We start from the raw sequence: 12,642 nt of genomic DNA, 5'->3' as shown, positions 1-12,642 counted from the left end.
CGTGAAGGATCGCTCCACAAGGTCTTGGCGTAAGTCAACTCGCAGTGCGGGCCAGGAAGCCTGCGTCGAAGTCAGGGGATCTGACGGCAGTGGAACGCAGGTCCGCGACAGCAAAGACCCGGACGGACCGAAACTTGCATTCAGTTCCGGTGCATGGCGCGCCTTCCACGCCAAGATGCTCACCGCCCGATGCGATCTCCCCTAAACAGCCGTTCCGAGCTTCGGAAAGGCCAGCGCATGCGTGATGACTCTCTGAGAGGACTCCCCGCCATTGTCTGGCGGAAGAGTTCGTACAGCACCGCGACAGGCGAGGACTGCGTCGAGGTCGCGGCCCTGCCTGACCACCAGGCCGGCCTCCGCGACAGCAAAGACCCTGAAGGCCCCCGTCTCTCCCTGACCCCCGCCGACTGGCAAGCCCTCACCCACCGGACGAAGTGCATCTGACGCGACGCTCGTCCGGCTCGGACGCTTCGTAAACAAGAACGCGCGTGACGAACGGGGTACGGAATGGCTGACCGTCAGGCCCTCACTCACGCCCGGTGGCGGAAGAGCAGCCACTCCGGCGACGGTGGCCCCGGAGGAGGTGACTGCGTCGAGGTCACAGATCTGGGTGGTATCTGTTTCGTCCGCGACTCCAAGGACCCCAACGGACCGGTGGTCGGTGTGAGTCCTGAAACCTGGTCTCAGCTCGTCCGCAGCATCAAGTACGGAGAGACGGCGAATGCTCAGCACTGACAGGAGCTGGTGATGCCCACGTCGGACGGCCGCTCCAGATGGCGAAGGAGTTCCTACAGCGGTAACGGTGGAAACCGCGTTGAGGTGGCCAGTCTGGGCGGTAATGGAACGCAGGTCCGTGACAGTAAAGACTGCAGGGGACTGGCACTGACGTTCAGCCCCGAGGCGTGGCGCGTCCTCGTTCAAGTCGTCCGCTCGACATGATCTGCCCAGAGCCGCTGCCGAGGCTCTGGCAAGGGAGCCTACGCATGCATGACGCCCGCTTCACACAGCTCGATGCGATCGCCTGGCGGAAGAGCTCTCAGAGCACCGCTCATGGCGAGGACTGCGTCGAAGTCGCGGCCCTGTCTCACCAACTGGTCGGCGTCCGCGACAGCAAGGACCCTGAAGGCTCCCGTCTCTCCCTGACCCCCGCCGACTGGCAAGCCCTCACCCACCGGACGAAGATCATCTGACCCCTGGACCGTCCCGGCACATACGAGGAAGTTGTCCAACATGCCTCCGCCCCATCACGTGTTTCTCGACCCGGACGGTTCCATCGGTAGCTGGGTCTTCGCAGTGGTCGAAGCGCCCACGGGGGTCGTCTACCAGCAGCAGTACGGCGGCACCGCCTGTCGCCAAGGCGAGGTCGAAGGCTTCCTGGTCCCGCTCCACGCCTCGGACGCCCTGGCCGGACTCCGTGACCTGTTTGAGAAACACTTCCGCGGCTCGGGCACCTGGAACTACACCTGGCCCGACGAGCAGGAGCGCGCGAGACTACGCGACCTCGTCGAGCAAATCAGGTACTGGACCAGCGACGGCCAGACCGACGAACCGCACCCCCTGAAACTGGACGCCGCCAGAATCCACGAAGCCGACGAAGCCTGGATCCCCGTCCTCACCCCAGACGGCCCCGGCCTACTCCTCTGGCCCAACTCCGACTGAAGCGATCCGTCGCGGGTGATTCGCTCGAGCAACGCTTCTGAGCACTGCTGAGTGCGTCCTCGGTTGTCCAGACGCCTCGTGACGCCGCAGCCGCCTGATGCGGGCGCACCCACGAAACGGTCCAGGCGTCTGCGGTGGTTGGCGTTGATGTGCAAGGGCGCTGGCGCCTTGATGCCCTAGATCCTGTCGGGCGTGACTTCCCGCGGGATGTGAGCAATCCGTAACTTCATGGGGCCGAGGCTTTGGCCACTCTGCGCAACCTCGTCCGCACGCGGCTCTGTGGTGTCAGATACCGCATTGCCGCTGCACAGTGCCAGAGCCCGACGATGTCCGGGCTGTCCTGCTCGAACCTTCTGGCAACCCTGCGTGATCAACATGAATGGCGCTCCTCCCGCCGACTCTGAGCCGAAATTGGCAATATGTGCAGGTCAGGAGATGTCGTGCGGCCAAGAACCAGCGCAGCAACTAGCAGTCTTGCTGGTGGCATGACGTGGGTTGACCGGATTTGCGAAGTTGGGGCAGGATCATCTGTCGAGTCCCCGCTCCCCTCGTCCGTTCTGCTCCCCCGGAGGAGTCGATGGCCCACGATGGCCCCAATACCAATCCGCAGGACAACTGGAAGGGACTCGCCAGCAGCGGCGCCGATGTTGTCCATGCCGACCTGCGACCACTCGCCCGGAAGCTCGAGGGCTACCTGGAGACCATGATTGATTCGGCGACCGCGCACCTGACCGCCGCCGCCTCGGTTCCGGCATCCGCCTACGGCCAATGGGACGCAGCCGCCGGCCTCGCGAGCTCTGTCGCCACCGCGCATCGCGGAATCACCGCTCAGCACGTCGCCTTCGTTCATTCGCTGCGGGACGTGGTTCACAAGCTGAACACCACGATGCAGGTCTACGACGAGCACGAGGAGGTCATCGACGCCAAGATCCAGAAACTTGACCAGCTGCTCAAGGCCAGCCCCCCGCCTAGCCACGCGCCGAGTCCGCTGTCCACGCCGCCCAAGGCCACCGGCCCGTCCTGGTAACACGGAGTCCACGCGATGAGCAACGTCAATAACGTGCCACTGAAGGGCTCGGCCCCTGCGGGTTCACCGAGCTCTTACACCTCAAAAGAGCAGATCGTCGCGCTGTTGAAGGGGACTAACCCGCCCGCCGTCAGCCACGCCGGGCAGTCGTATGTCAGCTTTGCTGGCGCATACGAGCAGATGGTGGCGAATCTCAAGGCATTTTCCAATGAATTGGCGGAGGCGTGGACGGGGCCGGCTTCTAACGCGGCTCAAGCGCAGCTGCTGGACATGCATGAAGCGGCGATGCAGATCTACCAGCAGTCGGACATCTCCGGCCGGGCTGTCCAAGCCCACGGCGACAGCTACTTGGCCTGGTACCAGTCCAGCATGCCAACTCCAAAAACTACTCAAGAAGCTCAGCAATGGATGCAAGGCGCCAACAGCCGAATCACCCAGACCTGGCAAGCGATGCCGGACAACCTGACCACTAAGCTCCCTCGGGCAACAACCGGAGACAAGAGCGGCTGGGCTCCGCTTGGTGGATCCGGAGGTGGCACGGCCCCCGGCGGGGGAACTGGGCCTGTGTCCGGGGGCGGGGGCTCGGCACATCATTCTGGCTCCCCTTCGGCAGGCGGTGGCCAATCGCATCACCCCAGTGGCACCGGGAGTTGGCATCCGTCCGGCAGGGGTTCGGGTAGCGGCCCATCACATGGGGATGGAAGCGGCAACGGCCTGCCGAAACAGTGGTGGCCTGAAGGCAAGAACGGAAGCCATCGAACCGAACTCTCCGATTTCAACCCCTCCAGTAACGGAATGAACGGCCCAGGGACAGGTTCAGGGCCAGGGAATTCAGGCATGGGGGGCGGGCCGGGCATCGGAGGTTCGCCAGGCTCGCTCCCCTTCGGGGGAGGCGGCGGCTCCGGCGCTGGTGGTGGCCTTGGTTCCTCTGGAGTCGGACTGGTTCCCGGCCTGGGCACCGGATCTGGAATCGGAGGACGGTCCGGTGGGAGTTTGCCCGGCTCCAGAAACCCTGGAGCAGGGGCTGCGGGGCGTTCCGGGTCACCAGGTCTTGCAGGGGCTGCCGGCCAAGGAGCAGGGGAGGACAGAACGCGCGAGCGCAACCGTGGTGCCTGGTTGGCCGAGGAGCGAAGCCTATGGGACGGCGATGTGGAGTCTGTCCCCGGCATTATCGGCGAGCCCGCACCACAAGCATCTGACGCAGCTGAAGATACGGAAACGGCGGATCCGGACACCATGGCGCTGTTGCAGGCAGCCCTGGCACGCATCATTGAGCTCGAAGCACGCAACGCTGAGCAACGTCCCACGTCCGAACCTCCGTTCGGAAGCTGAGCATGGCCGCCGTTCGTCTCAGACGCCGACTGATAGCAGCGGTGGTCGCCAGTGCTGCCGTCTTCAACATGCCGATGCCCGCCGATGCCGAGGGTCTGTCACCGCGTGCGGATGAGTGGTGGTTTCGGACCTGGTCGATTCAGGACAAGGTTTGGCCGTTGACTCGGGGGGCCGGTGTCACGATCGCGGTCCTCGACTACGGTGTGAATGCCAAGCTGCCCGAGCTCTCCGGTGCGATCGTTCCCGGTGTCGATCTGTTCGATCACAGCACTGACGGACGTGTCGACTTGGATACAGACTCACCTGGCCACGGAACCGCGACCAGCGTTCAGATGGTAGGCCAGGGCGGGGGAACCACCGGCTATGTGGGCATCGCGCCCGATGCCAAAGTGCTGCCTATCAGGATCCCGGTCTCCTCGCTGGGCGGTGACGTGCTGGCCAATGCGATTACGACCGCAGTCGATCGGGGGGCCAAAGTCGTCAACATGTCCTTTGGCCAGGATTCCACCACCTTCACACCTGTGCACTGCGATCCGCAGTTGGCGCCAGCGATCAGCTACGCGCTCAAGCATGATGTGGTCCTGGTGGCGGCAGCTGGAAACACTGGGGATACCGAAAACGAGCCGGATCTTCCTGCATCCTGCCCTGGAGTTCTCGGCGTCGGCGGTGTCACCAAGGAGCTGCGCCCCTGGAAGGGCACTCAACGGCAGAACTATGTCACCATCGCCGCTCCCGGCGCGGATATGTCCTTGGTGGACAAGCATGGCAGACTCCACGGTGGATTCGGAACCAGTTCAGCTTCCGCTTTGACATCGGCGGCCATCGCACTGATCCGCGCAAAGAACCCCGGGATGCCTGCGCGAACTATAGTCCAGCGTCTTTTCGCCACAGCACGTCCGATCGGTGCTCCCGGCTGGAATGACCGGACCGGGTTCGGACTTTTGAACATCGCCGCTGCCATCGACCCTGTAAAGCATCCGGTTCCTGCGACGGCACGGAATCCGCTCTACGAAGCCTTTGGACGCTGGCAGCGGGAAGCCCCCTCCGTGACGTCTTCCCCGAAATCTTCATTTTCTTCGGCTCTGCCGAACTCCGCATCACAGCCCCGGAAGTCGTCCTCAGAGATGTCGTCGAACTTCTGGGAGATCACGGTGGCTGTGGTTGCAGTGTTGGCCATCTTGCTTACTGCGGGATTTGGGTTCCTGCGAATCCGTGGCTCTGGCAGGAGAGCATGAGTGCGATCGGGTTCGGGGCGTTTCGAACTGAAGCCTGTGCACTGCTTCAGTGAAGAAATTCAGGCCAACTTGGCACCGGTATCCGAGGAATCCATGACTGAAATCCGCGCAGAATTCAGCAGGTTCACAGATGCGGAGACGGATTTTAAAGCTGTCCTCAAAGCTCTGGAGGAGGAACTGGACTCTCTAGAGCAGGATCTCCTGAAGACGCTCAGTTGCTGGGAAGGTGATGCGCAAGAAGCGTTCGTATCAGCGCGCAATGAGTGGAATCGACAAGCCAGGGACATGCATGCGTGGCTGGACCGGCTTCATGCTTCGATTCTGCGTGCCCACAAAAACTACCGAACCTCCAGTGAAACGAACATCAGGATGTGGATGTCTTGACGAGAGTCTGGGTTGATACGTCCCTCATGGAGAGTTCGGCCCTGGATGCCGGTTCGGCGCAGACCGAAATCGGCAGCCTTTGGGGCAGGCTCGGTTCCAGTCTGGGTACTTCCAAGGGGATGGGGGGAAACCCGGACACTGACAGATCTGCGGCAGCCTTCGTTCCAGTTTATGATCGAGCGGTCCAAGCCGCCTGGCAGGGATTTGGCGCACTTCATCGTACGGTCGGCGATATGGCCAAGGGCCTCACACAGACGGCTAATAACCATCTGTCTGCGGATCGCCACTCCACGGTGGGTAATAGTTTTTCGCTTGTTCCCTCCAGTCCGGCGATGGGGCTGTTGACAGGGCCGAAGGTCGCTGGGCCTCTGAACGTCGGTCCGCCCCCGTCTGCTGGAGACCCGAGCAAGAGCCCGCCGAAGTCGCCAATTGACTCGATTTTTGGGACGGACCTCTTCGGCATTGCGCAATACATGCCTACGGCTGATGAGGTCGCCCTTCTCAGGGTGGCATCGTACTGGAACTCTGCGGCTGATTATCTACAGCGGACCCGCGGGGACCTGCACGTAACAGTTCTGAAGGTCGTCCATCACAGCGATGCTCCTGATGTCGATGCCTTCGGCTATTTTTGGAAGAAAGTAAACAATGATGGTAATTCTGGGACCATCTTCGTAGGACTTCCGCAACTCTGTCTTGCCTTGTCCAAAGCATGTCAGCAGTACGCAGTTGGCGTACGCGATGCGAAGATGCAGATCAACGATGCGACCGCGAACCCCGTCGCTCTGGTAGCTGAAGCAGCGGCCGTACGCGCAATGTTGGCTAAAGTTGCGGGTCAACTATTGAATTCGGTCAGTGGAATCACTGCCGGAGTGCTCTCGGACCAGATAATCACCATAGTTTCGACGGGTGCCGCCAACGCCCCGAGTGTCAGGATTCTTCAGGCAGAGTTGGACGACAGCGTCCTCCGCGAATGGGTGGATCATTCGGCAAATCCGCCAAATCGCGACGAGCTTACGCAAGACATCAACGAATTGGCAAGGAAGTACAATCGAACTCCTCAGGAGATTGCAGACGCTATTCATGCCGTTAAAGGTAAAAAGGGATGGCGGGGGTATGGGAAGAACAAGAATCCTGATATGTGGATAGATCCCGAAACTGGAGAAGTGTATCCCGAGACTCCCGATGGAGGGGTGGGGGAAGATAGTATCGGGAACTTCGTGGACAGGCTTCCCAAGCAAGAAGTGACCGAGCCGCCAGAAGAGAGTGGAGATTAGGCCCCGTGAGTGAGTTCTATGAAACATGGGAAGATCGAAAGATCTTGCAGTTCAGAGATCTTCAGGTGACTCACATTGCACTCCATCCAAAGCTTGTGATGAAACTCACTGGTGGGGTCTCATTTGAATCCACGGCCCTGCCGTTGAAAAAAGCTAGTCCGGCATACGGAGCCCCTGTGACGTCCTTTGCCGAACTGTCACAGCGGGAAGTGGAAGGGCTGATCGGGGCGAGGCCGTTGTCCTGGGCGATCTTCGACGACGGCGATCACCGGATGGTGTTCTCGAATAAATGGCATGTCCTCCTTGCGCCTGGGGCGGATGATTCGTGGGAACTTCAGGTGCCTGGTGAACCTCCACTCACGTTTCCATAAATCTGCACCCTCTCGATATGCTTTGACAGGTTGTAAACCGCGAAATTTTCGCAGCATTTGACACGAGATGATGCCCGGATGGCGCGTTAACCAGCGTCTTGAGTGCGTCGCCGTGGTCTACATCGGTGTTGTGTGGCAGCGCGCTTCTGCGTTCAGCCGAGCAGAGTCAATGATGCGGAAGTGGTGAACTGGGTGGTGCCGCTGATGTCGCGCTGCCGTTCGGGCGACAACGCTGGGCGGGCAGTCAGGGCGTGGTCAGGCGGTGGCGGCGAAGGTGAGGGTGGCGATTACGGGGGCTAGGTAGAGGACGGGGTAGGGGAGGGTCTTGTAGGAGTGGGCGCGGAGGACGGTGGCGATGGCGCCCAGGAAGTAGAGGGCCAGACCGATGGCGGCGGCGATGCCGATGGCAGGGGCGGCGAGGCCGGCTAGGAGGCCGAGGGAACCGAGTGCCTTGGCGGTGCCGAGGGCCGTCCAGTAGGCGCGGGGGACGCCGTACTCGATGAGGGGCTGGGTGACGAAGTCGGCCCGGCGGAGCAGGGAGACGGCGGAGAATCCGATCCAGGCGGCGGTCAGGACGGTGACGACGGTGTAGGCGGTGGACATGGCGTGTGCTCCTTGTTCGCTCGGTGCTTTCGTCCCACTGACGGAGCTCACGCCGTGTGTGTGACAGAAGAGCGAACAGAGATTTTTGAGGTGCTTGTGCGCGGCCACGAGGGCATGCCTGTGCTGCGCGAAGGGTCAGCCGTCCACCTGCTGGCCTCTGGCCTCGTTAGTACCGACCTTGCTTGGCTGGAGCTTTCGCGAGGTGCGTGGCTCGTCGGCGCGGGGCGCATGTTGGAGTGGTCGGGCGGGACGTCCGGCTGGAGCGGTGGGGGCGTTGCCCCTGGCGGGTGGTGGGATCACGCTGGTGGGGGTTGGTGAGTGAGGAACAGGTAGCCGTTCCGATGACGTCAACTCAGGCGGTGGCGCCACATCGCTGGTTGGTGGCTGGCGGGTTGCTCAGCGGGGGTCTTTCGCTGGCGGGCGGTTCAAGATGACGATCAGAAATGTTGCCACCGGGCCCAGGAACAACGACAGGATCCACCAGATGAGGCCGCTACGCCCCTTGGCCTGGGCGAGACCTGCGTTGATCAGGCTCAGCGTGCCCCAGCCGACCACGTAATCGTGCATTCCATGCCCTTTGTCCTGGTTTTGGGTCGGCTGATGTTATCCGAGGGCTTGTCATTCCTGGAGCACGGTGAAGATGGGGAGGGTTCCGGTCGCCGTCGCACCGGCGGAGGACGGAGGGATGTCCACCTTGTCGCGTGAGGTCCGGGTGATGCGCGGGCTGTTGCTCTGGGACAGCAGGTACCTGCCCGGCTTCACCGTCTTCGAGGACGGCAGGATGAAGGTGTCCGTCATCACGAACGTGCTGAGGTAGGCGCACTCGCTCTGAACATAGGGCTGGTGGTCGTTGCTCACCTGGTGCACGGTCTTGATGACCTGGCCGATCGTCGTGGGGATCGTCCCTGGCCGGTTGGGCGGGATGGGGAAGAGCGCTGTGGTGCCCTCGTTCTTGCCGACTTTGATCCCGTCGTCCCGGCCGATCCCGAAGTTGTAGTTCTTGATGAGTCCGGCGGGGTGGTTCTTCTCGCCGTAGCATCGCCGCTGCCCGCCGGCTGAATAGGCGACGCCGAACGGGCTCCTGGCGTTGAATCTGGTGACGACGCTGACCTGGGTGCCGGGACGAGCCCGCGCCGGACTGACGGTGATCTGAAACCGCATGAACGGGGTCTCGGAAGCGGGCATGTTCGGTTGGCCGAGCAGGACGCCGGGCTTGGTGAACGAGAGGACGTACGTGCCGCTCGCCTGTCCCCCCACCTTCGGACCGGACGGCCAGAGGAGGACGGCGGCCGCTGTGGCCGCGGCCCCCGCTCCGCAGATCGCAACCGCTCCCTTGGAGCCGCCGACCTTCGACAGCACACCCTTCGTGCCGGTGGCACCGAGCTGCGCCGCAGCCTGCGTAGCGGCACCTGCTTGTGCAGAGCTTCCGGCCGCTGACACTCCTGCACCGGACACTCCGGTCGACAGTGCGCCGGTCGCGGTAGCGGCTGAGGCGCCTCCGGACGCGATGAACGCTCCGCTCAGGAGCGCGGCGGGGATCGCTGCGGTGATGAGCCCGGCGACTGAGGCGAGGGCGATGAGGCCGCGGCGCTCCCAGTCGTGGCCGTATGAGCTGACCGCCTGCGCTTCAAGCTCACCGACGAACGTGTTTGCGTCCCACAAGCGTTGTGCCGGGCCCTTCGCCAGTCCGTGCATGACCAGCGGATGAAGCTGCTCGGGAATCCCGTCCAAACGGGGTGCTTGGCGCAGATGAAGCGCTCGCAGGTCGTCCAGAGTCTGAGCCTGGAAGGGTTTGCGGCCGGACGCGCATTCGACGAAAACGCATGTGGCGGCATAGATATCGGTGGCGGGAGACGCAGGCTGACCGCTCCACTGTTCGGGGGCCATGTACGCGGGTGTCCCCGCGATTCCAGCTTGGCCCGTTAGGACGGCCACTCCGAAATCGATGAGCTTGCTTCTGCCATCGTCCTGGACGAGGACGTTGCCGGGCTTGTAGTCCCGGTGAATGACACCCACCGCGTGAGCGGCGGCGAGCCCGAGCAACGAGCCTTTGAGCGTGAGCAGTGCGGCTTCTGGGGCGAGCGGACCCTTGTGGCCGTCGAGTACCGCGCGCAGCGATCGGCCGGACACCGCCTCCATGAGGATCGCAGACCCGTCAGGCCCTTCGACGTAGCCGAGCAGCCTGGCGACGTGCGGGTCCACCACCCGTTGCAGGAGCGCCGCCTCCTGCCGGAACATCGCCTGTAAGCGTGGGTCGGCTCGCTGATCCGGCGCGAGGTACTTGATCGCCACGGGCAGACCGCCACCGTCCGGGCGAGCGAGGACGACGCGTCCTTGCGTCCCCGAACCCAGTTCCTTGAGCTCGGTGTAACCAGGAAGCCGCCATGGGCCCCGGCTCATCCGAACTTGCCGAGTTGCTTCTGGATCACGGTGGAGGCTTGTTGGGCGATGGGCGCGGCCGAAGCCTTCGGAGCGGTACGTTGTGCATACATGGTCGCTATGACGACATTGCCGCGTGAGGCGTAGTCATAGAAGACGTTGTACACGTTGAACTTCGTGGCATCCGGCGGATACACCTGCTGCTCGGTTCCCTGCAGGTGAGTCCAGGACTGAATGGTGCTGTCAGCGACTTTCCACGTGTCGTTGTGGGAGAAGATGGTGAAGTTCTCGGTCACCTTCTTGGGCGGGATGTGACGGCGCTTCGGGCACTTGCTGGCAGCGCTGTTCAGCGCGGAGTATGCCGAGGTCGCGCTGGCGGTGTCGTCGTAGCGTGCGATCAGCTGGGCGTACTGGAACTGCTCGGCCCCGAGGGTGTCATTGACGAACTGGCGAGTCGTCAGCTGCGGCGACCCCGGCATTTTGAAGCCAGTCAGAGAGCAGATGGGCACCTTGTCGAACTTGAGCGGGTCCAGAACCACCTTGATCTGATGGATGCCCTTCTTGATGTCGGCCGGAGCTAGAAGAGCGGCCTTGACCTGGTCTGCGGAATAGGTCGGAGGCGGGCTCGAGGGCGTCGTGGTCGGAGTGGACGGACTTGGAGCCGCCTTCTTCTTGTGGGAGCCGCCGCATCCGGTCAGCGCGAGCGCCATGGCCACCGTCAGGCAAGCAGCGGTCGCTGCGCCACTGCGCCCGAAGCTCCTCGCTCCAGTCATTGGCGATTGCCGGTCTGGATTTCGGCCACGATCAGGGGATTTTGTACGGATGTCATGGTCATGGCCGGGAGGTCCCCTCCGGGCTGGTCGCAGTCGGCTCCGACACACGTCCAGTGGATGTTCCAGCTGATCGTCGCGGTGACTTGGTACGCACCGCTGCCGCTGTTGCCGGTGGAGGAGCGCTGATAGGTGTGGCTGCAGGTCGTGCCGCTGTTACTGCCCGCGTCGTTGCAGATCATCTGGGGGGTGGTGGGATCTCCGAGCTGCCAGGTGACCTGGGTCGGAGTCGCGGTCGCCTGCACGGTCTGCCCTGGAACCGTCACCGGGGCTGTCTGAACGGTGACGAACCCGTCCACCCAGAAGGCGGTCTTGACACCGACATAGGTCTTTCCTGATGGTGCTGTGTGGACGACTGGCACAGGGAGCTGCGCTCCGGCCGCCGCCTGCTGAGCGAGAGTCGTGGTGTTGATGTGGGCCGGGGGCGGAGCGCCGCCCCCGCCTCCGTTGTTCGCGCCGGGGCCCAGGTTTCCGTTGGTTCCGGGAGCAACCGGGATGTCACCTGTGGCGCCGCCACCTCCGCCACCACCGCCGGTGCCGCCACCGCCGCCGCCTCCACCGCCGCCCCCGGGGGAGTTGTTGTTGCAGCCGAAGCCGCCGCCGCTTCCCGTGTTACAGGGGTCGGCCAGTGCCTGGGCGGGCACAAGGAGGGCGGCTGTCAGTGCGGCGGCGCACAAGCCTGCTGTGCGGAGGGCCGGTCTGGCTGGTCCTGGCATGGGGGTTCCTTCCCTGCCCAACGCCCGGCGGGGGCGGCGCGGTGCGGCGTCAGCATTGTTTGTCCTGGACGCTGTCGTAGACCTTCCAGGCGCCGTCGACGTACTTGAGGCCCGTCCGGTAGACGTATGCGCTTCCGGTTCGTCCGCCCAGGCGTTTGCCGGTTTTGGTGGAGAAGCGGTAGCCGGCGAGGGTGCGCATGCAGTCGATGACGAAGATCTTCGCGCCGTCTTTGGAGCGGGCGTAGACGCGGGGGTTGGAGATGTTGACGAAGCGCCAGATCTCGCCCTTGGCCTTCGTGGCCTCGACGTCGTTGGTGACCTTGGCGAGGAGGGGGTCGGCGGCGACCTGCGTCAGGGGAGCCGGGTCGTTGTTCGTGTAGACCTGCTGGTAGGTCTGCTGGAAGCGGCGGTAGGCCTGGATGACGGCCTCGTCCACCTGCTTGGGCGTCATGGTGCTCGGCAGGCCGGGGCCGGTGGGGGACGGCGGGAGGCCCGGCGAGCCGTTGCTCGCGTTGTCGAACTTGCCGTCCGGGTCGAAGCCGCCCTTGGAGTGGGATCCGCCGCACGCGGCTGCGGACGTGAGGGTCAGGAGGGCCGCGAGGGCTGTCCGTCCGGCTCGCTCACGGACGGCATGACCGGTCCCCGTGGGGGACGAAGGTACCGACCGGCTGTGCATCGCTATCCCTGGCCGCATTGCTGACAACGGGGCGGAGTACGCGCGAAAGCTTACAGAGGTGCATGTTGCGAGTGAAGAGTTCCGTTGCCGAAAGGTTTCGCCGAGATGGTCGGACGGACGTGTCGGGCGTGCCGTTCCGGGGCCGGACGGCACGCC

The 12,642-nt window shown here is 63.5% G+C and carries 18 protein-coding genes and 1 pseudogene; 13 read left to right on the top strand and 6 right to left on the bottom strand.

What is annotated here, in order from left to right; translation table 11 throughout:
- Position 1 precedes the first annotated feature (1 nt).
- From P696_RS54690 to P696_RS56125, 13 genes and pseudogenes are all read left to right on the top strand, one after another.
- The gene (locus P696_RS54690) at positions 2 to 205 is read left to right on the top strand and encodes a DUF397 domain-containing protein (protein WP_084337916.1); all 204 of its coding nucleotides are present in this window, start codon (positions 2 to 4) and stop codon (positions 203 to 205) included.
- Positions 154 to 444, top strand: a complete 291-nt coding sequence (locus P696_RS0121545) for a DUF397 domain-containing protein (RefSeq protein WP_342669031.1) — start codon at positions 154 to 156, stop codon at positions 442 to 444. The genes P696_RS54690 and P696_RS0121545 overlap by 52 nt, the downstream gene beginning before the upstream one ends.
- Positions 445 to 507: 63 nt before the next feature.
- Positions 508 to 735, top strand: a complete 228-nt coding sequence (locus tag P696_RS54685; RefSeq protein WP_026413955.1) for a DUF397 domain-containing protein — start codon at positions 508 to 510, stop codon at positions 733 to 735.
- Between the two features lie 12 nt (positions 736 to 747).
- A complete protein-coding gene (locus P696_RS54680; RefSeq protein WP_084337946.1) occupies positions 748 to 939 on the top strand; it encodes a DUF397 domain-containing protein in 192 nt (63 codons plus the stop codon).
- Positions 940 to 983: 44 nt separating this feature from the next.
- Positions 984 to 1,190, top strand: coding sequence for a DUF397 domain-containing protein (locus P696_RS47135; protein WP_034486091.1), 207 nt, complete (start codon positions 984 to 986; stop codon positions 1,188 to 1,190).
- 40 nt (positions 1,191 to 1,230) lie between these two features.
- On the top strand, positions 1,231 to 1,659 hold the full coding sequence (locus P696_RS0121530) for a DUF6210 family protein (RefSeq protein ID WP_026413954.1): 429 nt from the start codon (positions 1,231 to 1,233) through the stop codon (positions 1,657 to 1,659).
- A 577-nt stretch (positions 1,660 to 2,236) separates the two neighbouring features.
- Complete coding sequence (locus tag P696_RS0121525; RefSeq protein ID WP_026413953.1) at positions 2,237 to 2,686, top strand: hypothetical protein; 450 nt, start codon at positions 2,237 to 2,239, stop codon at positions 2,684 to 2,686.
- Between the two features lie 15 nt (positions 2,687 to 2,701).
- A pseudogene (locus P696_RS59380) lies at positions 2,702 to 3,025 on the top strand (WXG100 family type VII secretion target); the annotation flags it as partial.
- 777 nt (positions 3,026 to 3,802) lie between these two features.
- Positions 3,803 to 4,018 (top strand): hypothetical protein, encoded by a 216-nt coding sequence (locus tag P696_RS56135; protein WP_157429836.1) that lies wholly within the window; start codon positions 3,803 to 3,805, stop codon positions 4,016 to 4,018.
- Positions 4,019 to 4,020: 2 nt separating this feature from the next.
- Positions 4,021 to 5,253, top strand: a complete 1,233-nt coding sequence (locus P696_RS54675; RefSeq protein WP_084337914.1) for a S8 family serine peptidase — start codon at positions 4,021 to 4,023, stop codon at positions 5,251 to 5,253.
- Positions 5,254 to 5,637 carry a WXG100 family type VII secretion target gene (locus P696_RS54670; protein WP_157429835.1) on the top strand — a complete coding sequence of 128 codons (384 nt, stop codon included), beginning with the start codon at positions 5,254 to 5,256 and terminating at the stop codon, positions 5,635 to 5,637.
- A gap of 26 nt (positions 5,638 to 5,663) precedes the next feature.
- Positions 5,664 to 6,911, top strand: a complete 1,248-nt coding sequence (locus P696_RS56130; RefSeq protein ID WP_157429834.1) for a WXG100-like domain-containing protein — start codon at positions 5,664 to 5,666, stop codon at positions 6,909 to 6,911.
- 5 nt (positions 6,912 to 6,916) lie between these two features.
- Positions 6,917 to 7,282 (top strand): hypothetical protein, encoded by a 366-nt coding sequence (locus P696_RS56125; RefSeq protein ID WP_157429833.1) that lies wholly within the window; start codon positions 6,917 to 6,919, stop codon positions 7,280 to 7,282.
- 255 nt (positions 7,283 to 7,537) lie between these two features.
- Here the strand turns inward: P696_RS56125 and P696_RS0121520 are convergent, their stop codons facing one another.
- From P696_RS0121520 to P696_RS0121490, 6 genes are all read right to left on the bottom strand, one after another.
- Entirely contained in the window at positions 7,538 to 7,885 is a 348-nt protein-coding gene (locus tag P696_RS0121520; RefSeq protein WP_026413952.1) for a DoxX family protein, read from the bottom strand.
- Positions 7,886 to 8,281: 396 nt separating this feature from the next.
- Positions 8,282 to 8,452 carry a hypothetical protein gene (locus P696_RS56990; RefSeq protein ID WP_170026540.1) on the bottom strand — a complete coding sequence of 57 codons (171 nt, stop codon included), beginning with the start codon at positions 8,450 to 8,452 and terminating at the stop codon, positions 8,282 to 8,284.
- A 51-nt stretch (positions 8,453 to 8,503) separates the two neighbouring features.
- Complete coding sequence (locus P696_RS54665) at positions 8,504 to 10,285, bottom strand: serine/threonine-protein kinase (RefSeq protein ID WP_084337910.1); 1,782 nt, start codon at positions 10,283 to 10,285, stop codon at positions 8,504 to 8,506.
- Entirely contained in the window at positions 10,282 to 10,974 is a 693-nt protein-coding gene (locus tag P696_RS0121500; RefSeq protein WP_026413949.1) for a hypothetical protein, read from the bottom strand. The genes P696_RS54665 and P696_RS0121500 overlap by 4 nt, the downstream gene beginning before the upstream one ends.
- A gap of 59 nt (positions 10,975 to 11,033) precedes the next feature.
- Positions 11,034 to 11,456, bottom strand: coding sequence for a hypothetical protein (locus P696_RS0121495; RefSeq protein ID WP_157429832.1), 423 nt, complete (start codon positions 11,454 to 11,456; stop codon positions 11,034 to 11,036).
- A 403-nt stretch (positions 11,457 to 11,859) separates the two neighbouring features.
- Positions 11,860 to 12,486: a hypothetical protein gene (locus P696_RS0121490; protein ID WP_026413947.1), complete on the bottom strand. Its 627-nt coding sequence runs from the start codon at positions 12,484 to 12,486 to the stop codon at positions 11,860 to 11,862.
- Positions 12,487 to 12,642 lie beyond the last annotated feature (156 nt).

This window comes from Actinomadura oligospora ATCC 43269 (assembly GCF_000518265.1).
In the GTDB taxonomy this organism is placed as follows: domain Bacteria; phylum Actinomycetota; class Actinomycetes; order Streptosporangiales; family Streptosporangiaceae; genus Spirillospora; species Spirillospora oligospora.
This window is presented reverse-complemented; position numbering and strand designations above follow the sequence as displayed.